Genomic DNA, 20,849 nt, shown 5'->3' with positions numbered 1-20,849 from the left:
ACGGACATGCGCTTCCAGTCGCAGCTCAACACTTCACAATTCAATAGTGAAACCTATCGAGAGTGTCTACCCGGACGCCGGCATCCACGCCGTGACCATCAGGGTCACGGTTCCGGCACCCCGGGACGTCGTCCGGGCCGTGGCCGCGGTGGCCGTGCCGGCCGTGGGGATCTGCGCCATGCCATCCTGTGGCTGTTGAGCTCGGAACCCATGCACGGTTATCAGATCATCACGACCATCACCGAGCGCACCGACGGTAACTGGACCCCCAGCCCGGGGGCCATCTACCCGACCCTGTCCATGCTGGAGGATGAACAGCTGATCACCATCAGCACCGAATCCGGCAGGAAGATGGCCCGTCTGACCGGGCAGGGCGCACAACGCGTCGCCGAGAACGAAGCGACGTGGTCCGGCATTCTCGACGCATACCGCGACCCCGCGTCACGGGAATCCGGAATCCACAACATCCGGAGCGAGTACTACAAAATCAGGGAGCTGCTCAAGGCAGCTCCCGAAGGTAATGAAGAGAAGATCATCGAGATATTAAGGAAGGCAGCAGATGACATCAAGAGCATTCAACCCTGATACCGTGCAGCTGCGCGATGACATCGTGGTCGCCCGTAAGGGCGACGCCACGGTGATCGCGAACCTGCCGCGCAACATCGAGGATTTCGCCGCCCGCGAGAACCGCGGTGTGGTGGGCCAGCTGAAATCCTGGTGGCGCGACGTCACCTCCGCTAATCAGCCAGGGCTTTACCCTTCTGCTCAGGCAGCGTAAACGCCGCCACGGCAGCAAGCGCGAACGCTGAGGCGAACAGCGCGAACAGCAGCACCGGGCCACCCAGGCTGATCACGGGTGGGACAATCAACGGTGCGATGATGGACGCGATGCGTCCGAAACCTGCGGCAGCACCTGTGCCGGTGCCTCGCACATCCGTCGGATACAATTCCGGCCCGATGGCGTAGAGGGCACCCCATGCGCCCAGGTTGAAGAATGACAGAAGGCAGCCTGCAACGAGGATCTGCCATTCCGCATCAGCCATGCCGTACATGGCGGCGGATACCGCGGAACCGGCCAGGAAGGTCGAGAGCGTCGCCCTGCGACCCCACTTCTCAATGAGCCACGCGGCAGCCGCATAACCCGGTAACTGGGCCAGGGTGATGATCAGCGTGAACTGGAATGACCTGACCAGGGTGAAACCATCGGCTACCAGCAGTGACGGGATCCAGATGAAGGCCCCGTAGTACGACAGGTTGATGCAGAACCACACCACCCACAGTGCGGCCGTGCGCCTGCGCAGGTTCTTTGCCCAGATCGATTCCGATCCCTCGACCTCCACATCGCGGCTCTCCGGGAGGCTGTCCGTGAGAGGTTTGCCCTCCCGAACGGCCTGTTCCTCGAAGGAGACCACGATGGCCTCCGCCTCCTCGTGACGGCCCTTGCTCTCCAGGAAGCGGACCGATTCCGGCAGGCCGAGGCGGACATAGATGGCGTAGGCGGCGGGCACACAACCCAGGGCCAGTGCCCACCGCCATCCGTTCTCGCCGATGGTGACCACAAAGGTGCCGATGATCGCGGCCATGATCCACCCCAGTGCCCAGAAGGCCTCGAGGATGACCACCATGCGACCACGGATGCGGCGGGGGGAGAACTCGGAGATGAGCGTGGAGGCCACCGGGAGTTCCGCACCCAGGCCGAGCCCGACGACAAACCGCAGCGCCATGAGCATGACGAGGGAGACGGACAGTGCCGAGGCCCCGGTGGCCAGGCCGTAGACGAGCAGGGACAGGGCGAACACCTGCCGGCGTCCCACCTTGTCGGCGAGCAGACCGCCGAAGGTGGCGCCCAGGGCCATGCCGACGAAACCGATGGAGCCGAGGAGGGATGCCTCGGTGGGGGACAGATCCCAGTGGGTGACCAGCGCGGCCATGATGAAGGAGATCAGTCCCACGTCCATGGCGTCCAGCGCCCAGCCGATCCCTGAACCGCCGAGGAGCTTCCTGTGTTTTGAGGTGACAGGCAGACGATCCAGCCTGTCATTACGCGTTAGGTTCATATGCGGAAACACTACCCCGGTTGGGCGGGGGTATCCTGCGTCGATAAGCATCCCGGCGCACAAAACAACCCCGGTCCGACTCGGCGTGCGAGTCGGACCGGGGTGGGTTCTGCCACCAAACATGCCCCACCCCTTATATGGGGTGGCCGGCGGGCGCAGGACGGCTTGTGGATTCCTGCTTCAGGTGCGAAGGTCAGTGTTCCTGCTGGACCTTATAACCGGCGCGCTCGACGGCGGCGGCGATTGCGTCATCGCTGAAACCCTCACCGGTCACGACGAGACGACCGGACTCCAGCTCCACCTCCACACCCTGGGTGCCGGGAACCTCGGCGACTTCCTCCTGGACGGATGCGACGCAGTGTTCGCAGGTCATGCCCTCAACCGAATAATTCTTCGTGCTCACAGAAATCGTCCTTTCTCGATGTGGATCCCTCCGGAACCCGGACCGGCCACCATGCGCACTGTATGATGTCCTTTGAGTCGGATTCAGGCTCGGAGTCTCCCCGGGGGCGGGATCATGACCGCCCCGGGAATGCCCGGGACCTACATTTAGTTGATCTATATATACAGACCATACAAACTTTCAGAAGGAGTTATTACATGGCAACGATTGATGTAACCGAAGACACATTTGAGCAGACCGTCACCGGCGAGGGCATTGTCCTCGTTGATGCATGGGCTTCCTGGTGCGGTCCCTGCCGCCAGTTCGCCCCCACCTACGAGAAGGTCTCCGGTGATCACCCGGATGCGGTCTTCGCCAAGCTAGACACCGAGGCCAACCAGAGCCTCGCCGCCGCACTGGAGATCCAGTCCATCCCCACCCTGATGATCTTCCGCGACGGCATCATGGTCTTCCGCGAGGCCGGAACCATGCCGGCACCCGCCCTGGACGATCTGGTCAAGCAGGTCAAGCAGCTGGATATGGATGATGTCCGTCGTCAGATCGCCGAGCAGCAGGCTGCACAGGGCGACGCATAAGTCACCCCGGTAGTTCGTCCCGGCATTGAGCCTGGGATCAGCTCCTGTACTGATCCTCCTCCGCACGCCCCGTTTCCTCCCCACCGGCCCGCACGCACGGGTCCAGGATGGGGGAGGCGACGGGGCGTTGGTGTTGCCCGCCCGGCCGGTGGGGGCCTGCGAATTTACGTAGACTCGGTGCCACAACAACACACACGAACTACTCCTGGGAAGTGACTGACAATGGCTAATCCATTCAGCAAGGGCTGGAAGTATCTCATGGCTTCCTTTGACAACAAGATCGACGAGAATGCGGATCCCAAGGTCCAGATCCAGCAGGCCGTCGATGCCGCTAAACAGCAGCATAATCAGATCATGCAGCAGGCATCGCAGGTCATCGGCCAGCAGAAGCAGCTGGAGATGAAACTCGACCGCCTGGCCAAGGATCGGGATGCGCTGCAGGACAAGGCCCGTCAGGCCATCCAGCTTGCTGACAAGGCAGCCCAGGAGGGTGATGCCACCAAGGCCCAGGAGTTCAACAACACCGCTGAGGTGTTCGCCTCCCAGCTCGTGTCCGTGGAACAGCAGTTGGAGGAGACCACCGCGCTGCACAACCAGGCCAAGGCCGCCGCTGAGGATGCGACCAAGAAGTCCAAGGAATCCGAGATGCGTCTGAAGGAGCAGCTCTCCCAGATCGACGCTCTTCGTGCGCAGGCGGATCAGGCGCAGATGCAGGAGACTGTCACCCAGTCCATGGACAGCCTCAACCAGTTCGGCAAGAATGATGATTCCGTGCCCACCCTGGATGCGGTGCGTGAGAAGATCGAGCGTCGATACGCCGATGCCCTGGGTGCCCAGGAACTCACCCAGAATTCCGTCAACGACCGCATCGCCGAGATCCAGCAGACCGGATCCGACATGCGTGCCGCCGCCCGTCTCGAGCAGATCCGCGCGGAGGCCGGCCTGACCTCCGGGGCGACCGGTGAGCTGGAGAAGGGCACCGGGGAGCCGGTGGACGCCGAGGAGCTTGTCGACGACACCCCTGAGGCCGCCGACACTCCCGATGCTCCCGCGGACAGCGCGGAGAACACCGGGAAAAAGTAGACAGACACCAGAGGCCGTCACCCGATGTGGTTCATCGGGTGACGGCCTCTGTGCTGGGATCAGCCGGCGTGGTTAGTTGTCGTGCATGTTGAGCAGCACACCACGGATCCCGGAGTGGAAACCATCGCGCAGGCTCACACGCTGCGATTCCGTGAGCGTGTACTCATGGAGCGTCTCACATGCGAACTGCAACAGGGGACGATCGATCTCGGGGGGCAGACCGCCACCGGAGAGCAGATGCGCCTGGTCCCGTTGCTCCGGCGTGGCGGCATGCTCAAACCACCAGGACGCATACTGCTGCCCCACGTCATAGGGGGTCTGGAAACCCGCCGAGGCCCACACCTCATTGGGCAGGGGCACATAACGGGAGCGCAGTTTGCGCCGGGGAGCCATCATCGAGGGGTTCGGGATGGCCTTCGACTTGTCCTGGTCGACCTGCTCCTTGATCTCCTCCTCGACTGGTGAGGGGGCGTCATCCGCGGGAGGCAGCGGCGGTTCGGCCGGCACGACCGGGTCGGGGGTGCTTGTCGACGGACTCGGCCTGGGCGCGCCGGGAACAGGTCCGGGCACGGGACCTGGTTTGGGGGTTGAGGCGATGGTCGCCGGGGTGGGCTTGCCGGTCGGCTCAGCTGGCTCGGTTTGCTCCGCCTGTGAGCTGTCTTCTGCCGGGTCCGGGCTGGTGGGCGGTGCTGGCGGCATCTCGCCATTCGCATTGGGCACCGGGGTGAGACCGGGTTCTTCCAGTGGCTCCGCATCCCCGATGGGCTTGACCCGCACCGCCGGGGGCACCGGCCCCTCCAGGACCTGCAGCTGCATGCAGTCCGCGAAGTCCTCGCGGGGGTCCAGGATGGTGGTCGTGTCGCAGCAGTGGCGCAGCTGGGAGGACATGGAATCCCAGCCGAACCCATAGAGATGGACCCGGACACCGGCGTTGGTGGCCTCCTGGACGCCGGGGATCATGTCGGCATCACCGGAGACGAGCACGATATCCGAGCACTGGCCCCGCACGCCAGCCAGGACCAGGTCCGCCACGAGGCGGGTGTCCACGGCCTTCTGCGTACGACGCTCACCCCATTCGATCAGCTGGCCGGCCCGCAGCTGTACCCCGTCGCAGGTGCGCAGGGCGCGCTGATAACGGTGTGGTCCGGAATCCGGGATTCCGTCGTACCACATCTGCCTCTGTACAGGCTGTTTGAGTTGTTGTTCTATCATCCTTCCTAAAACCCCGACTACCTCGGGGAGGTCGATTTCTAATTGGGCGCGTGCGCCTGTCTCCCAAGAGTTGTAAAAGCTTGCGAGGAGGTACGACGTGTCCACGAATACCTGTGTGCGTTCAAGCATGGCTCCTAATTCCGATTCTGTTGAGTTATAAATCTGTTTACTTAAGCATGCCTTATTCAGTAAATTCGCGTCTATTTACAGTGGATAAACCGTGGTCGGGTTTTTCAAAGCACGTGAAAGCATGTCGCGCAGCGATCCCGGGGGCTTGTATGGGGCCGGAGACATATCTAGGGTTAGTTACCTGAGTAACTAACCAATGAGGGGGGTTGCGGTAGTCGATGAATGAGAACACTGCCCCGCTCTTCCGGCAGATTGCACTGTTATTGGAAGACACCATCGTGGACGGATCCCTGAAGGTGGGGGAGCGGGCCCCGTCCATGAATGAGTTGGCCAGCTTCCACCGGATCAACCCGGCGACCGCCCGCAGGGGACTGTCCCTCCTTATTGATACCGGGGTGCTGGAGAAGCGGCGGGGTGTTGGCATGTTTGTCACCGCAGGTGCGCGCGACATCATCCTCCAGCGACGCCAACGCGAATTTGCCGCAACATACGTGGTGCCGCTTGTCGACGAAGCCGCCAAGCTCGGCATCCCCCGGCAACGTGTGCAGACCCTGTTGGAACAGGTCGCGGAAAGTAGGGGGCTCTACAAATGATCACCAGGGGCCGCTGGGTCTTCATGGGGTGGTTGGTCTGTTTGGTGGTGTGAGCTGGGGGTTTGTGGGTTACCGGTGGGCTGTGTAGATTAATACCAGTCAGCGCGACCGACAACGCCCCGCCCAGTGAAGCACTGGAGTGTGCGGCGGTAGGACAACAGGTGCTGACCCCAACGAACACCACCACATCGACTGAGAAACAGCGTTTTGACTTCGATGATCACGGTGAGTAACGTTGATCAAGCTGCCAACGAGCACCAACCACCATACAACGGTTGCGGGTTCGGGGTGTGCGAATGTTGTTTGAGAACTCAATAGTGTGCCATTTATTTTATGTTTGTCGTACCCCGCCATACGTGGTGGGGTGGTCATGCCGGGTGGTGGGGGAGCATTACCTCCTACCACTGTAAATAATGGACCAGGCCCCATCGGGGTGTCTGGTTGATTGTGTGCATGGTTATATTTTTTTTACGACACACCGGTTCCCATGGTGCTTTTCCCCGTCGGGACAGGCGGGAACCGGGTTTTGTTTTAACTTTTTAACCATTATTTTTGGTTGAACAAGCCAGACCACCATGAACCTTGTCGGTTGTGGTGGTTGTTTGTTTGGCTGGGTTATCGGGCTTTTCACGCCCTGGCGCACACGTTTATGTGTGTGTCGTCTTTTGTGGAGAGTTTGATCCTGGCTCAGGACGAACGCTGGCGGCGTGCTTAACACATGCAAGTCGAACGATGAAGCCTAAGCTTGCTTGGGTGGATTAGTGGCGAACGGGTGAGTAACACGTGGGTGATCTGCCCCGCACTTCGGGATAAGCCTGGGAAACTGGGTCTAATACCGGATACGACCCCCTGGTAGGTCAGGGGGTGGAAAGATTTATCGGTGTGGGATGAGCCTGCGGCCTATCAGCTTGTTGGTGGGGTAATGGCCTACCAAGGCGTCGACGGGTAGCCGGCCTGAGAGGGTGATCGGCCACATTGGGACTGAGACACGGCCCAGACTCCTACGGGAGGCAGCAGTGGGGAATATTGCACAATGGGCGCAAGCCTGATGCAGCGACGCCGCGTGGGGGATGACGGCCTTCGGGTTGTAAACTCCTTTCGACAGGGACGAAGCTTTTGTGACGGTACCTGTAGAAGAAGCACCGGCTAACTACGTGCCAGCAGCCGCGGTAATACGTAGGGTGCGAGCGTTGTCCGGAATTACTGGGCGTAAAGAGCTCGTAGGTGGTTTGTCGCGTCGTCTGTGAAATCCCGGGGCTTAACTTCGGGCGTGCAGGCGATACGGGCATAACTTGAGTGCTGTAGGGGAGACTGGAATTCCTGGTGTAGCGGTGAAATGCGCAGATATCAGGAGGAACACCAATGGCGAAGGCAGGTCTCTGGGCAGTAACTGACGCTGAGGAGCGAAAGCATGGGTAGCGAACAGGATTAGATACCCTGGTAGTCCATGCCGTAAACGGTGGGCGCTAGGTGTAGGGGACTTCCACGTCTTCTGTGCCGCAGCTAACGCATTAAGCGCCCCGCCTGGGGAGTACGGCCGCAAGGCTAAAACTCAAAGGAATTGACGGGGGCCCGCACAAGCGGCGGAGCATGTGGATTAATTCGATGCAACGCGAAGAACCTTACCTGGGCTTGACATACACTAGATCGCTGCAGAGATGTAGCTTCCCTTGTGGCTGGTGTACAGGTGGTGCATGGTTGTCGTCAGCTCGTGTCGTGAGATGTTGGGTTAAGTCCCGCAACGAGCGCAACCCTTGTCTTATGTTGCCATCACGTGATGGTGGGCACTCATGAGAGACTGCCGGGGTTAACTCGGAGGAAGGTGGGGATGACGTCAAATCATCATGCCCCTTATGTCCAGGGCTTCACACATGCTACAATGGTCGGTACAGCGAGTTGCCACACCGTGAGGTGGAGCTAATCTCTCAAAGCCGGCCTCAGTTCGGATTGGGGTCTGCAACTCGACCCCATGAAGTCGGAGTCGCTAGTAATCGCAGATCAGCAACGCTGCGGTGAATACGTTCCCGGGCCTTGTACACACCGCCCGTCACGTCATGAAAGTTGGTAACACCCGAAGCCAGTGGCCCAACCCGCAAGGGAGGGAGCTGTCGAAGGTGGGATCGGCGATTGGGACGAAGTCGTAACAAGGTAGCCGTACCGGAAGGTGCGGCTGGATCACCTCCTTTCTAAGGAGCTTTAATAAACCCACCATGGACTGTGTTCATGTGGTGGGTTGTTGGTGTTGGAACCCGGATGTGGTTGCCACCAACACACAATAATCGGGTGGATCATGACCCATGAGATCGGCAAACACATCACCGAGATGGTGGTGATAAGTAGGTGGCATGCTGTTGGGTGTCTGGGATGACAAGTGTTATTCCAAGCCAGGCACTTATCATCGTTGATGCGCAACCTGTTGTGGTTGGGTGTTTTCTGGTGTGGGTGTTGTGTTGTGTGAGAACTGTATAGTGGACGCGAGCATCTTTATTTTATTGTGTGATTTTGCATAAGTAGTATCCGAACGCCACACCGACCTTTCGGGGTTGGTGTGGGAGTGTTTGTTTTAAGGGCACACGGTGGATGCCTTGGCATATCAAGCCGATGAAGGACGTGAGAGGCTGCGTTAAGCCTCGGGGAGTTGCCAACTAAGCGTTGATCCGAGGATGTCCGAATGGGGAAACCCAGCCGCAGTGATGTGTGGTTACCCGCCGGTGAATATATAGCCGGTGTGGGGGGTGACACGGGGAAGTGAAACATCTCAGTACCCGTAGGAGAAGAAAACAATTGTGATTCCGTTAGTAGTGGCGAGCGAACGCGGATGATGGCTAAAGCCTATGTGTGTGATACCCGGCAGGGGTTGCATGTAGGTGGTTGTGGGGCAATGACGGTTGTGTTCTGCCGGACACTGGCTCATCGCGCATTGATTAGTGGAAGTGGTGTGGAAACACCTACCGTAGAAGGTGATAGTCCTGTACATGAAGGTCAGTGTGGGTGGGTGGTTGTTGTACCCGAGTAGCAGCGGGCTCGTGAAATCTGCTGTGAATCTGCCGGGACCACTCGGTAAGCCTGAATACTTGATATGACCGATAGCGGATTAGTACCGTGAGGGAATGGTGAAAAGTACCCCGGGAGGGGAGTGAAATAGTACCTGAAACCGTGTGCTTACAATCCGTCAGAGCATCCTGTGGGGTGTGATGGCGTGCCTTTTGAAGAATGAGCCTGCGAGTCAGCGGCATGTCGCGAGGTTAACCCGTGTGGGGTAGCCGTAGGGAAACCGAATCCTAATCAGGGTGAATCAGTGGCATGTCTTGGACCCGAAGCGGAGTGATCTACCCATGGCCAGTGTGAAGCGATGGTAAGACGTCGTGGAGGCGCGAACCCACTTAGGTTGAAAACTGAGGGGATGAGTTGTGGGTAGGGGTGAAAGGCCAATCAAACTCCGTGATAGCTGGTTCTCCCCGAAATGCATTTAGGTGCAGCGTTGTGTGTTTCTTCCCGGAGGTAGAGCTACTGGATGGTTTAGCGGGACCAACATCTTAGCGACATCAGCCAAACTCCGAATGCCGGTGAAGTGATAGCACAGCAGTGAGACTGCGGGGGATAAGCTTCGTAGTCGAGAGGGAAACAGCCCAGATCGCCGGCTAAGGCCCCTAAGGGTGTGCTAAGTGGAAAAGGAGGTGGGGTCGCGAAGACAGCCAGGAGGTTGGCTTAGAAGCAGCCATCCTTGAAAGAGTGCGTAATAGCTCACTGGTCGAGTGATCCCGCGCCGACAATGTAGTGGGGCTTAAGTACACCGCCGAAGCCGCGGCAATGACATGTATGTGTTGTTGGGTAGGGGAGCGTCGTGCACGTGTTGAAGCAGCCTGGTGACGGTGTTGTGGAGTGTGTGCGAGTGAGAATGCAGGCATGAGTAACGATTGATGAGTGAGAAACTCATCCGCCGGATGACTAAGGGTTCCTGGGTCAAGTTAATCTTCCCAGGGTGAGTCGGGGCCTAAGGCGAGGCCGACAGGCGTAGTCGATGGATAACGGGTTGATATTCCCGTACCCGAGTGTGCGCGCCCATGGTGAATCAGTGATACTAACCACCCACAAGATCACGTGCCTTCCTTCGGGTTGGTGGTGGTGGCGTGCGTGGGACCTGATCTGGTAGTAGCTAAGTGATGGGGTGACGCAGTGAGGTAGCATGAGCCACTTAGTGGATTGTGGTGTAAGCGTGTGGAACGAGGTATTGGTAAATCCGTATCTCATTATGTTCGAGGCGTGATGCGTAGCCCTTAAAGGGGTGAATTCTGTGATCCTGTACTGTCGAGAAAAGCCTCTAGCGATGTGCATATTCGGCCCGTACCCCAAACCGACACAGGTAGTCAGGTAGAGAATACTAAGGCGTTCGGGTGAACTGTGGTTAAGGAACTCGGCAAAATGCCCCCGTAACTTCGGGAGAAGGGGGGCCTGCACTGGTGAAGGAATCTGCTTCTGGAGCTGGTGTGGGTCGCAGAGAATAGAGGGAAGCGACTGTTTACTAAAAACACAGGTCCGTGCGAAGACGTTATAAGTTGATGTATACGGACTGACGCCTGCCCGGTGCTGGAAGGTTAAGAGGACCGGTTAGCTGCGTTAAGCGGCGAAGCTGAGAATTTAAGCCCCAGTAAACGGCGGTGGTAACTATAACCATCCTAAGGTAGCGAAATTCCTTGTCGGGTAAGTTCCGACCTGCACGAATGGCGTAACGACTTCCCTGCTGTCTCAACCACAGGCCCGGTGAAATTGCAGTACGAGTAAAGATGCTCGTTACGCGCGGCAGGACGAAAAGACCCCGGGACCTTCACTATAGCTTGGTATTGGTGTTTGATTCGGTTTGTGTAGGATAGGTGGGAGACTATGATGCCATGACGCTAGTTGTGGTGGAGTCGTTGGTGAAATACCACTCTGATCGGATTGAATGTCTTAACCTTGGCCCATGATCTGGGTTGGGGACAGTGCCTGGTGGGTAGTTTAACTGGGGCGGTTGCCTCCTAAAATGTAACGGAGGCGCCCAAAGGTTTCCTCAGCCTGGTTGGTAATCAGGTGGTGAGTGTAAGTGCACAAGGGAGCTTGACTGTGAGAGTGACAGCTCGAGCAGGGACGAAAGTCGGGACTAGTGATCCGGCACCTACTTGTGGTTGTGGTGTCGCTCAACGGATAAAAGGTACCCCGGGGATAACAGGCTGATCTTCCCCAAGAGTCCATATCGACGGGATGGTTTGGCACCTCGATGTCGGCTCGTCGCATCCTGGGGCTGGAGTAGGTCCCAAGGGTTGGGCTGTTCGCCCATTAAAGCGGTACGCGAGCTGGGTTTAGAACGTCGTGAGACAGTTCGGTCTCTATCCGCCGCGCGCGTTGAAACTTAAGGAAGGCTGTCCCTAGTACGAGAGGACCGGGACGGACGTACCTCTGGTGTGCCAGTTGTTCCGCCAGGAGCAGGGCTGGTTGGCTACGTACGGAAGGGATAACCGCTGAAAGCATCTAAGCGGGAAGCCTGTTTCGAGATGAGGTTTCTGTTGAGGTTCCCTAGAGATTATGGGGTTGATAGGCCAGATCTGGAAGCATCGTAAGATGTGGAGGTGACTGGTACTAATTTACCGACACAAACACCCCACTAATGGTGTTGGGGTATGTTTTAGCGCTTATGTAACACACAATTTGAACACGTTGTTCGCGTCCACTATGCAGTGTCTGGCACAACACACCCAACATGGTTGGGTTGGTGCACCGTGATAGGTGTGTCGGTGGTGATAGTAGCAGGGAAACGCCCGGTCCCATTCCGAACCCGGAAGCTAAGCCTGGTTACGCTGATGGTACTGCACTCGGGAGGGTGTGGGAGAGTAGGTGACCGCCGACCAACAACTTAACAAGAAGAATATATGTGCACTGATGGTGCGGGGACACACATGGTGTGTCCCCGCACCATCAGTGCTTTTGTGTTTCTGTACTCCAGGGGGCTGGGGTGGGTAAGGAAAAGGATCATTCCCTTTTCCTTACCCACCCCAGCCCCTTTTTGTCGTTGTACTGAGACCGGGAGGGCCCGTGGACAAACGATAGATCTCCCTCCCCGTGTGGCCCTACTCCCTGTCCTTGGCCCGACTTTCGGAACTGGAACCATGCAGCGTCGAGATGACACCTCTTCACTGCCCTAGGTTGTTCTCTGCGGGAGAAGAGGTTACGTCTTCTAAAGTGGTGTACAGCTACCGCACGGTGAGCACCCTGATCAGCAACACAGGGAGGCCACCGCGGTACCTTTCGACTCAGTTACCACACATCCTCGAAAGGACAATCCACGATGGCCTCTGCGCCTCATTCTATCGACCCGACCGGCTACATTGACGACCTACTGGCCCAAGCCTCCCCGGACCTGATGCGGCAGATGCTTCAGGACACCATCAACCTGCTGCTTTCCGCCCAGGCCGACCAGGTCTGCGGAGCCGAGTACGGCGTCTACGCCAGGGTTCCTACTACCCCGACTGGCTGCTGGAACACCGCACTCGCGTCGAATCCGCACTCACCTCAGCGGTGGCCACCGCCTACCTGAAAGGCGTGTCGACCCGCCGGATGGATGACCTCGTGAAATCCCTCGGGATCACCGGCATGTCGAAATCTCAGGTATCAAATATGGCCAAAGACCTCGATCAGATGGTCGAAGACTTTAGGACTCGCCCGCTGGATGCTGGCCCGTATTTATACGTCTTTGCCGATGCGCTGACCATCAAGGTCCGCGAAGGCGCACGCGTCGTCAAATGCTCGGTGTTGCTGGCCACCGGGATCAATGCGGAAGGGTTTAGGGAGATGCTCGGCTTGCAGATCGCTACCGCCGAGTCGACCTCGTCCTGGACCGGGTTTTTCCGGGATCTCAAGGCCCGCGGACTGACTGCGGTCGGGTTGATCACCAGTGACGCCCATTGCGGGATTTCGCACGCCATCGGGGATGTGTTTCCCGACGCATCCTGGCAGCGGTGTCGGACCCATTCTGCAAAGAACCTATCCGACGTCGTGCCCCGGTCGGAGTGGAAGTGGGCGCGCACGATGTTTCCATCCATTTTTGACCAGGACACCCCAGATAAGACATGGGCCCAGGCCCGATGGGTCGTAGACATGCTGGAGCCGACGCTGCCGAAGGCCGCCGCCCACCTGGAAGAGGCGTTGGACGAGATCCTGAGCTTCACGTCGTTTCCGAAGGCTGCGTGGACCAAGGTGTGGTCGAATAACCTGACTGAGCGGTTGAACAAGGAAATCCGCCGGCGCACGAACGTGGTCGGGATCTTTCCTGACCGGGACTTAGTGGTTCGCCTGGTCGGGGCGGTGTTGGCAGTAGCCACATGAGGACTGGATCCAGCAGCGGCGTTATATGCAACTCGGCGTCCTGAAAGACACGGCCGCGATGCTGACCAAGGTGACTGCCGATGCGGTTGACGCTGATCTCTCCGCGAGCTTGAGGGAGGCGATCGTGGCGTAGAAACCGGTGGCCATCAGTCAGCTAATCCCCACTGAGTCGGGCTGACGGATACACCACTCAAATGGACGCTTGACCGGGCCTCGGCAACCTCATGGGCCAGGGGTTTCTCCAGGATGACATGGGCACCACTGGCCAGGGCCTCCGATGTCAGCTCAATATGCTGATCATGTGGGGTGGTGATGTGGACGACCTCAACCGTCCCTGCGGCCAGGAGCTCTGTCAGGCTTCCGTATGCCCGTGCCCCGGTCTGAGCGGAGAAGGCCCGGGCGGCCTCCGGATCGGAGTCAACCACCGCCACCAGGCGGATACCGAGCTCATCACCCAGCGCCTCGATGGCCTCCCAGTGCACGATTGCGACATCGCCACATCCCACAAGCGCAGCATTTCTCATATGCGTAACCCTCAGTTGTATCGGATATCGAGGTCATTGAGGATGGCGGTCAAGGCGTCATAGGCGCTGGTCCACAGATCGGGGCCACACAACCCACCGAACTCATCGAAGTTGCCGAGGTGCGGTTCGATGGAGAGGAAACCCTCGAAACCATTCCGGTGCAGCTCCGCGAGAAGCTCAGGATACTGGCCGGCGCCCTGGCCGGCGGTTTTGATGACGCCGATGGGGTGATCGGCCGACGGGACCGTGGCATCCTTGACATGGATGTAATCGACATAGTCCCTGACTACCGGCCAGGACTCATCGAAAGGCCTGAAGCCGGTCTGGACATAATTCGCGGCATCATAGATCGCGCGGTAGCGGGGGGAATCGATGCTGGCCATCAGATCCCTGACCCGCTGGGGGGAATCCCCATAGATACCCTTCTCATTCTCATGGAGGAGAGTGATGCCTCCTTCCTCCGCGAGAGCGACCACTGCACGGGTACGGGAGAGCACCTCGTCGCGGTAGTCATCCGGGTTGTCACCTTCAGGGATGAAGAAAGAAAACAGACGGATGTAGTCCGTGCCGAAGAACTTCGCCACCTCAATTGCATGACGAGCCCGTTCCAGGTGATCCTCAAAGGGGGTCGGTGATGTTGATCTTCCCCAGATCGGAACCCATCGCGGATAGTGAGATGCCGGCATCATCGAGCTTCGACTTGGCTGACTCCAGTTCCTCCCTGGAAAGATCCAGTACCTTTGTTCCCCATGCGCTGCGGAACTCAACGTGGGTGATGTTGAGCTTCTGGGAGCGCAATCTGTTCATCGAGATCATGGGCGATCTCATCGGCGAAACCAGTGATTGTAAACAATGTGTTCCTCAGTTTCTGTGACGTGCAGAATCTAGCCGGATAGCTGCGTTATGAATCACTCTACAGTCAAAAATGGCCAATTGGTAGGATCATTAATCGAGGCTCGGGGGTTGAATGTTACCCAGGCTCGTTGCCTTCGGGATGTCGCGTTGTGGGCGTGGGGCTTGTCGACGCCCGACTGCCCCGGCATTTGGTGGCGTGAGCTGGGGGTTTGTGGGTTACCGGTGGGCTGTGTAGATTAATACCAGTCAGCGCGACCGACAACGCCCCGCCCAGTGAAGCACTGGAGTCTGCGGCGGTAGGACAACAGGTGCTGACCCCAACGAACACCACCACATCGACTGAGAAACAGCGTTTTGACTTCGATGATCACGGTGAGTAACGTTGATCAAGCTGCCAACGAGCACCAACCACCATACAACGGTTGCGGGTTCGGGGTGTGCGAATGTTGTTTGAGAACTCAATAGTGTGCCATTTATTTTATGTTTGTCGTACCCCGCCATACGTGGTGGGGTGGTCATGCCGGGTGGTGGGGGAGCATTACCTCCTACCACTGTAAATAATGGACCAGGCCCCATCGGGGTGTCTGGTTGATTGTGTGCATGGTTATATTTTTTTTACGACACACCGGTTCCCATGGTGCTTTTCCCCGTCGGGACAGGCGGGAACCGGGTTTTGTTTTAACTTTTTAACCATTATTTTTGGTTGAACAAGCCAGACCACCATGAACCTTGTCGGTTGTGGTGGTTGTTTGTTTGGCTGGGTTATCGGGCTTTTCACGCCCTGACACACACATTGTGTGTCGTCTTTTGTGGAGAGTTTGATCCTGGCTCAGGACGAACGCTGGCGGCGTGCTTAACACATGCAAGTCGAACGATGAAGCCCTGCTTGCAGGGTGGATTAGTGGCGAACGGGTGAGTAACACGTGGGTGATCTGCCCCGCACTTCGGGATAAGCCTGGGAAACTGGGTCTAATACCGGATACGACCCCCTGGTAGGTCAGGGGGTGGAAAGATTTTATCGGTGTGGGATGAGCCTGCGGCCTATCAGCTTGTTGGTGGGGTAATGGCCTACCAAGGCGTCGACGGGTAGCCGGCCTGAGAGGGTGATCGGCCACATTGGGACTGAGACACGGCCCAGACTCCTACGGGAGGCAGCAGTGGGGAATATTGCACAATGGGCGCAAGCCTGATGCAGCGACGCCGCGTGGGGGATGACGGCCTTCGGGTTGTAAACTCCTTTCGACAGGGACGAAGCTTTTGTGACGGTACCTGTAGAAGAAGCACCGGCTAACTACGTGCCAGCAGCCGCGGTAATACGTAGGGTGCGAGCGTTGTCCGGAATTACTGGGCGTAAAGAGCTCGTAGGTGGTTTGTCGCGTCGTCTGTGAAATCCCGGGGCTTAACTTCGGGCGTGCAGGCGATACGGGCATAACTTGAGTGCTGTAGGGGAGACTGGAATTCCTGGTGTAGCGGTGAAATGCGCAGATATCAGGAGGAACACCAATGGCGAAGGCAGGTCTCTGGGCAGTAACTGACGCTGAGGAGCGAAAGCATGGGTAGCGAACAGGATTAGATACCCTGGTAGTCCATGCCGTAAACGGTGGGCGCTAGGTGTAGGGGACTTCCACGTCTTCTGTGCCGCAGCTAACGCATTAAGCGCCCCGCCTGGGGAGTACGGCCGCAAGGCTAAAACTCAAAGGAATTGACGGGGGCCCGCACAAGCGGCGGAGCATGTGGATTAATTCGATGCAACGCGAAGAACCTTACCTGGGCTTGACATACACTAGATCGCTGCAGAGATGTAGCTTCCCTTGTGGCTGGTGTACAGGTGGTGCATGGTTGTCGTCAGCTCGTGTCGTGAGATGTTGGGTTAAGTCCCGCAACGAGCGCAACCCTTGTCTTATGTTGCCATCACGTGATGGTGGGCACTCATGAGAGACTGCCGGGGTTAACTCGGAGGAAGGTGGGGATGACGTCAAATCATCATGCCCCTTATGTCCAGGGCTTCACACATGCTACAATGGTCGGTACAGCGAGTTGCCACACCGTGAGGTGGAGCTAATCTCTCAAAGCCGGCCTCAGTTCGGATTGGGGTCTGCAACTCGACCCCATGAAGTCGGAGTCGCTAGTAATCGCAGATCAGCAACGCTGCGGTGAATACGTTCCCGGGCCTTGTACACACCGCCCGTCACGTCATGAAAGTTGGTAACACCCGAAGCCAGTGGCCCAACCCGCAAGGGAGGGAGCTGTCGAAGGTGGGATCGGCGATTGGGACGAAGTCGTAACAAGGTAGCCGTACCGGAAGGTGCGGCTGGATCACCTCCTTTCTAAGGAGCTTTAATAAACCCACCATGGACTGTGTTCATGTGGTGGGTTGTTGGTGTTGGAACCCGGATGTGGTTGCCACCAACACACAATAATCGGGTGGATCATGACCCATGAGATCGGCAAACACATCACCGAGATGGTGGTGATAAGTAGGTGGCATGCTGTTGGGTGTCTGGGATGACAAGTGTTATTCCAAGCCAGGCACTTATCATCGTTGATGCGCAACCTGTTGTGGTTGGGTGTTTTCTGGTGTGGGTGTTGTGTTGTGTGAGAACTGTATAGTGGACGCGAGCATCTTTATTTTATTGTGTGATTTTGCATAAGTAGTATCCGAACGCCACACCGACCTTTCGGGGTTGGTGTGGGAGTGTTTGTTTTAAGGGCACACGGTGGATGCCTTGGCATATCAAGCCGATGAAGGACGTGAGAGGCTGCGTTAAGCCTCGGGGAGTTGCCAACTAAGCGTTGATCCGAGGATGTCCGAATGGGGAAACCCAGCCGCAGTGATGTGTGGTTACCCGCCGGTGAATATATAGCCGGTGTGGGGGGTGACACGGGGAAGTGAAACATCTCAGTACCCGTAGGAGAAGAAAACAATTGTGATTCCGTTAGTAGTGGCGAGCGAACGCGGATGATGGCTAAAGCCTATGTGTGTGATACCCGGCAGGGGTTGCATGTAGGTGGTTGTGGGGCAATGACGGTTGTGTTCTGCCGGACACTGGCTCATCGCGCATTGATTAGTGGAAGTGGTGTGGAAACACCTACCGTAGAAGGTGATAGTCCTGTACATGAAGGTCAGTGTGGGTGGGTGGTTGTTGTACCCGAGTAGCAGCGGGCTCGTGAAATCTGCTGTGAATCTGCCGGGACCACTCGGTAAGCCTGAATACTTGATATGACCGATAGCGGATTAGTACCGTGAGGGAATGGTGAAAAGTACCCCGGGAGGGGAGTGAAATAGTACCTGAAACCGTGTGCTTACAATCCGTCAGAGCATCCTGTGGGGTGTGATGGCGTGCCTTTTGAAGAATGAGCCTGCGAGTCAGCGGCATGTCGCGAGGTTAACCCGTGTGGGGTAGCCGTAGGGAAACCGAATCCTAATCAGGGTGAATCAGTGGCATGTCTTGGACCCGAAGCGGAGTGATCTACCCATGGCCAGTGTGAAGCGATGGTAAGACGTCGTGGAGGCGCGAACCCACTTAGGTTGAAAACTGAGGGGATGAGTTGTGGGTAGGGGTGAAAGGCCAATCAAACTCCGTGATAGCTGGTTCTCCCCGAAATGCATTTAGGTGCAGCGTTGTGTGTTTCTTCCCGGAGGTAGAGCTACTGGATGGTTTAGCGGGACCAACATCTTAGCGACATCAGCCAAACTCCGAATGCCGGTGAAGTGATAGCACAGCAGTGAGACTGCGGGGGATAAGCTTCGTAGTCGAGAGGGAAACAGCCCAGATCGCCGGCTAAGGCCCCTAAGGGTGTGCTAAGTGGAAAAGGAGGTGGGGTCGCGAAGACAGCCAGGAGGTTGGCTTAGAAGCAGCCATCCTTGAAAGAGTGCGTAATAGCTCACTGGTCGAGTGATCCCGCGCCGACAATGTAGTGGGGCTTAAGTACACCGCCGAAGCCGCGGCAATGACATGTATGTGTTGTTGGGTAGGGGAGCGTCGTGCACGTGTTGAAGCAGCCTGGTGACGGTGTTGTGGAGTGTGTGCGAGTGAGAATGCAGGCATGAGTAACGATTGATGAGTGAGAAACTCATCCGCCGGATGACTAAGGGTTCCTGGGTCAAGTTAATCTTCCCAGGGTGAGTCGGGGCCTAAGGCGAGGCCGACAGGCGTAGTCGATGGATAACGGGTTGATATTCCCGTACCCGAGTGTGCGCGCCCATGGTGAATCAGTGATACTAACCACCCACAAGATCACGTGCCTTCCTTCGGGTTGGTGGTGGTGGCGTGCGTGGGACCTGATCTGGTAGTAGCTAAGTGATGGGGTGACGCAGTGAGGTAGCATGAGCCACTTAGTGGATTGTGGTGTAAGCGTGTGGAACGAGGTATTGGTAAATCCGTATCTCATTATGTTCGAGGCGTGATGCGTAGCCCTTAAAGGGGTGAATTCTGTGATCCTGTACTGTCGAGAAAAGCCTCTAGCGATGTGCATATTCGGCCCGTACCCCAAACCGACACAGGTAGTCAGGTAGAGAATACTAAGGCGTTCGGGTGAACTGTGGTTAAGGAACTCGGCAAAATGCCCCCGTAACTTCGGGAGAAGGGGGGCCTGCACTGGTGAAGGAATCTGCTTCTGGAGCTGGTGTGGGTCGCAGAGAATAGAGGGAAGCGACTGTTTACTAAAAACACAGGTCCGTGCGAAGACGTTGAAGTTGATGTATACGGACTGACGCCTGCCCGGTGCTGGAAGGTTAAGAGGACCGGTTAGCTGCGTTAAGCGGCGAAGCTGAGAATTTAAGCCCCAGTAAACGGCGGTGGTAACTATAACCATCCTAAGGTAGCGAAATTCCTTGTCGGGTAAGTTCCGACCTGCACGAATGGCGTAACGACTTCCCTGCTGTCTCAACCACAGGCCCGGTGAAATTGCAGTACGAGTAAAGATGCTCGTTACGCGCGGCAGGACGAAAAGACCCCGGGACCTTCACTATAGCTTGGTATTGGTGTTTGATTCGGTTTGTGTAGGATAGGTGGGAGACTATGATGCCATGACGCTAGTTGTGGTGGAGTCGTTGGTGAAATACCACTCTGATCGGATTGAATGTCTTAACCTTGGCCCATGATCTGGGTTGGGGACAGTGCCTGGTGGGTAGTTTAACTGGGGCGGTTGCCTCCTAAAATGTAACGGAGGCGCCCAAAGGTTTCCTCAGCCTGGTTGGTAATCAGGTGGTGAGTGTAAGTGCACAAGGGAGCTTGACTGTGAGAGTGACAGCTCGAGCAGGGACGAAAGTCGGGACTAGTGATCCGGCACCTACTTGTGGTTGTGGTGTCGCTCAACGGATAAAAGGTACCCCGGGGATAACAGGCTGATCTTCCCCAAGAGTCCATATCGACGGGATGGTTTGGCACCTCGATGTCGGCTCGTCGCATCCTGGGGCTGGAGTAGGTCCCAAGGGTTGGGCTGTTCGCCCATTAAAGCGGTACGCGAGCTGGGTTTAGAACGTCGTGAGACAGTTCGGTCTCTATCCGCCGCGCGCGTTGAAACTTAAGGAAGGCTGTCCCTAGTACGAGAGGACCGGGACGGACGTACCTCTGGTGTGCCAGTTGTTCCGCCAGGAGCAGGGCTGGTTGGCTACGTACGGAAGGGATAACCGCTGAAAGCATCTAAGCGGGAAGCCTGTTTCGAGATGAGGTTTCTGTTGAGGTTCCCTAGAGATTATGGGGTTGATAGGCCAGATCTGGAAGCATCGTAAGATGTGGAGGTGACTGGTACTAATTTACCGACACAAACACCCCACTAATGGTGTTGGGGTATGTTAAAGCGCTTATGTAACACACAATTTGAACACGTTGTTCGCGTCCACTATGCAGTGTCTGGCACAACACGCCCAACATGGTTGGGTTGGTGCACCGTGATAGGTGTGTCGGTGGTGATAGTAGCAGGGAAACGCCCGGTCCCATTCCGAACCCGGAAGCTAAGCCTGGTTACGCTGATGGTACTGCACTCGGGAGGGTGTGGGAGAGTAGGTGACCGCCGACCAACAACTTAATGATTGATCAGGGGGTGGGGTTCGTGCCGTG

The 20,849-nt window shown here is 57.2% G+C and carries 12 protein-coding genes, 6 rRNA genes and 1 pseudogene; 13 read left to right on the top strand and 6 right to left on the bottom strand.

What is annotated here, in order from left to right; translation table 11 throughout:
- The first annotated feature begins 46 nt into the window (after nt 1-46).
- From CE_RS15700 to CE_RS15045, 3 genes are read left to right on the top strand one after another with little or no spacing between them, the layout of a single operon-like run.
- Nucleotides 47-199 (top strand): hypothetical protein, encoded by a 153-nt coding sequence (locus CE_RS15700; protein ID WP_231295088.1) that lies wholly within the window; start codon nt 47-49, stop codon nt 197-199.
- On the top strand, nt 196-585 hold the full coding sequence (locus tag CE_RS13890; protein WP_231295090.1) for a PadR family transcriptional regulator: 390 nt from the start codon (nt 196-198) through the stop codon (nt 583-585). The genes CE_RS15700 and CE_RS13890 overlap by 4 nt, the downstream gene beginning before the upstream one ends.
- Nucleotides 560-778 carry a hypothetical protein gene (locus CE_RS15045; RefSeq protein WP_006768831.1) on the top strand — a complete coding sequence of 73 codons (219 nt, stop codon included), beginning with the start codon at nt 560-562 and terminating at the stop codon, nt 776-778. The genes CE_RS13890 and CE_RS15045 overlap by 26 nt, the downstream gene beginning before the upstream one ends.
- Here the strand turns inward: CE_RS15045 and CE_RS13885 are convergent.
- Together CE_RS13885 and CE_RS13880 are read right to left on the bottom strand one after the other, a co-directional pair.
- Entirely contained in the window at nt 738-2,057 is a 1,320-nt protein-coding gene (locus tag CE_RS13885; protein WP_006768832.1) for an MFS transporter, read from the bottom strand. The genes CE_RS15045 and CE_RS13885 overlap by 41 nt on opposite strands.
- A gap of 193 nt (nt 2,058-2,250) precedes the next feature.
- On the bottom strand, nt 2,251-2,460 hold the full coding sequence (locus CE_RS13880) for a heavy-metal-associated domain-containing protein (RefSeq protein WP_011076094.1): 210 nt from the start codon (nt 2,458-2,460) through the stop codon (nt 2,251-2,253).
- Nucleotides 2,461-2,657: 197 nt separating this feature from the next.
- Here CE_RS13880 and CE_RS13875 point away from each other — a divergent pair, with 197 nt between their 5' ends.
- Nucleotides 2,658-3,035 carry a thioredoxin family protein gene (locus tag CE_RS13875; RefSeq protein WP_035109174.1) on the top strand — a complete coding sequence of 126 codons (378 nt, stop codon included), beginning with the start codon at nt 2,658-2,660 and terminating at the stop codon, nt 3,033-3,035.
- A 222-nt stretch (nt 3,036-3,257) separates the two neighbouring features.
- Nucleotides 3,258-4,118, top strand: a complete 861-nt coding sequence (locus CE_RS13870) for a PspA/IM30 family protein (protein WP_006768835.1) — start codon at nt 3,258-3,260, stop codon at nt 4,116-4,118.
- A 72-nt stretch (nt 4,119-4,190) separates the two neighbouring features.
- On the opposite strand, the gene CE_RS13865 is transcribed toward CE_RS13870, so the two are convergent.
- Complete coding sequence (locus CE_RS13865) at nt 4,191-5,459, bottom strand: NYN domain-containing protein (RefSeq protein WP_006768836.1); 1,269 nt, start codon at nt 5,457-5,459, stop codon at nt 4,191-4,193.
- A gap of 218 nt (nt 5,460-5,677) precedes the next feature.
- Here CE_RS13865 and CE_RS13860 point away from each other — a divergent pair, with 218 nt between their 5' ends.
- The 5 genes and pseudogenes from CE_RS13860 (at nt 5,678) to CE_RS13840 (ending at nt 13,541) form a co-directional block, all read left to right on the top strand.
- A complete protein-coding gene (locus tag CE_RS13860) occupies nt 5,678-6,052 on the top strand; it encodes a GntR family transcriptional regulator (RefSeq protein WP_006768837.1) in 375 nt (124 codons plus the stop codon).
- 664 nt (nt 6,053-6,716) lie between these two features.
- Nucleotides 6,717-8,238: ribosomal RNA gene (locus CE_RS13855) — 16S ribosomal RNA — on the top strand.
- A 367-nt stretch (nt 8,239-8,605) separates the two neighbouring features.
- Nucleotides 8,606-11,689, top strand: a 23S ribosomal RNA gene (locus tag CE_RS13850).
- A 127-nt stretch (nt 11,690-11,816) separates the two neighbouring features.
- Nucleotides 11,817-11,933, top strand: a 5S ribosomal RNA gene (gene rrf, locus CE_RS13845).
- The 16S, 23S and 5S rRNA genes sit together here, the layout of an rRNA operon.
- Before the next feature lie 438 nt (nt 11,934-12,371).
- Nucleotides 12,372-13,541, top strand: a pseudogene (locus CE_RS13840) (IS256 family transposase).
- A 13-nt stretch (nt 13,542-13,554) separates the two neighbouring features.
- Here CE_RS13840 and CE_RS13835 read toward each other — a convergent pair.
- Genes CE_RS13835 through CE_RS15695 form a run of 3 tightly spaced genes read right to left on the bottom strand, consistent with a single transcriptional unit; the run spans nt 13,555 to nt 14,748 of the window.
- Nucleotides 13,555-13,932: a Gfo/Idh/MocA family protein gene (locus tag CE_RS13835; RefSeq protein ID WP_006770543.1), complete on the bottom strand. Its 378-nt coding sequence runs from the start codon at nt 13,930-13,932 to the stop codon at nt 13,555-13,557.
- An 11-nt stretch (nt 13,933-13,943) separates the two neighbouring features.
- Nucleotides 13,944-14,516 (bottom strand): sugar phosphate isomerase/epimerase family protein, encoded by a 573-nt coding sequence (locus CE_RS13830; RefSeq protein WP_006770542.1) that lies wholly within the window; start codon nt 14,514-14,516, stop codon nt 13,944-13,946.
- A 34-nt stretch (nt 14,517-14,550) separates the two neighbouring features.
- Nucleotides 14,551-14,748 (bottom strand): hypothetical protein, encoded by a 198-nt coding sequence (locus CE_RS15695; protein WP_006770541.1) that lies wholly within the window; start codon nt 14,746-14,748, stop codon nt 14,551-14,553.
- Between the two features lie 845 nt (nt 14,749-15,593).
- Here CE_RS15695 and CE_RS13825 point away from each other — a divergent pair.
- The 3 genes from CE_RS13825 to rrf (CE_RS13815) all read left to right on the top strand — a co-directional run bounded on the left by CE_RS13825 (nt 15,594) and on the right by rrf (CE_RS13815) (nt 20,808).
- Nucleotides 15,594-17,114 (top strand): 16S ribosomal RNA (locus CE_RS13825).
- A gap of 367 nt (nt 17,115-17,481) precedes the next feature.
- Nucleotides 17,482-20,564 (top strand): 23S ribosomal RNA (locus CE_RS13820).
- A 127-nt stretch (nt 20,565-20,691) separates the two neighbouring features.
- Nucleotides 20,692-20,808 (top strand): 5S ribosomal RNA (gene rrf, locus CE_RS13815).
- Nucleotides 20,809-20,849 lie beyond the last annotated feature (41 nt).

The organism is Corynebacterium efficiens YS-314, assembly GCF_000011305.1.
Taxonomy (GTDB): Bacteria; Actinomycetota; Actinomycetes; order Mycobacteriales; family Mycobacteriaceae; genus Corynebacterium; species Corynebacterium efficiens.
Note: the sequence above shows the minus strand (reverse complement) of the source record. Positions and strands in the feature narration are given on the sequence as shown.

Bases quoted from the DNA above. Each gene is read 5' to 3' on its own strand.
- CE_RS15045 (WP_006768831.1), top strand. From the start codon at position 560: ATGACATCAAGAGCATTCAACCCTGATACCGTGCAGCTGCGCGATGAC.
- CE_RS13885 (WP_006768832.1), bottom strand. From the start codon at position 2,057: ATGAACCTAACGCGTAATGACAGGCTGGATCGTCTGCCTGTCACCTCA.
- CE_RS13875 (WP_035109174.1), top strand. From the start codon at position 2,658: ATGGCAACGATTGATGTAACCGAAGACACATTTGAGCAGACCGTCACC.
- CE_RS13870 (WP_006768835.1), top strand. From the start codon at position 3,258: ATGGCTAATCCATTCAGCAAGGGCTGGAAGTATCTCATGGCTTCCTTT.
- CE_RS13865 (WP_006768836.1), bottom strand. From the start codon at position 5,459: ATGCTTGAACGCACACAGGTATTCGTGGACACGTCGTACCTCCTCGCA.
- CE_RS13860 (WP_006768837.1), top strand. From the start codon at position 5,678: ATGAATGAGAACACTGCCCCGCTCTTCCGGCAGATTGCACTGTTATTG.
- CE_RS13835 (WP_006770543.1), bottom strand. From the start codon at position 13,932: ATGAGAAATGCTGCGCTTGTGGGATGTGGCGATGTCGCAATCGTGCAC.
- CE_RS15695 (WP_006770541.1), bottom strand. From the start codon at position 14,748: ATGATCTCGATGAACAGATTGCGCTCCCAGAAGCTCAACATCACCCAC.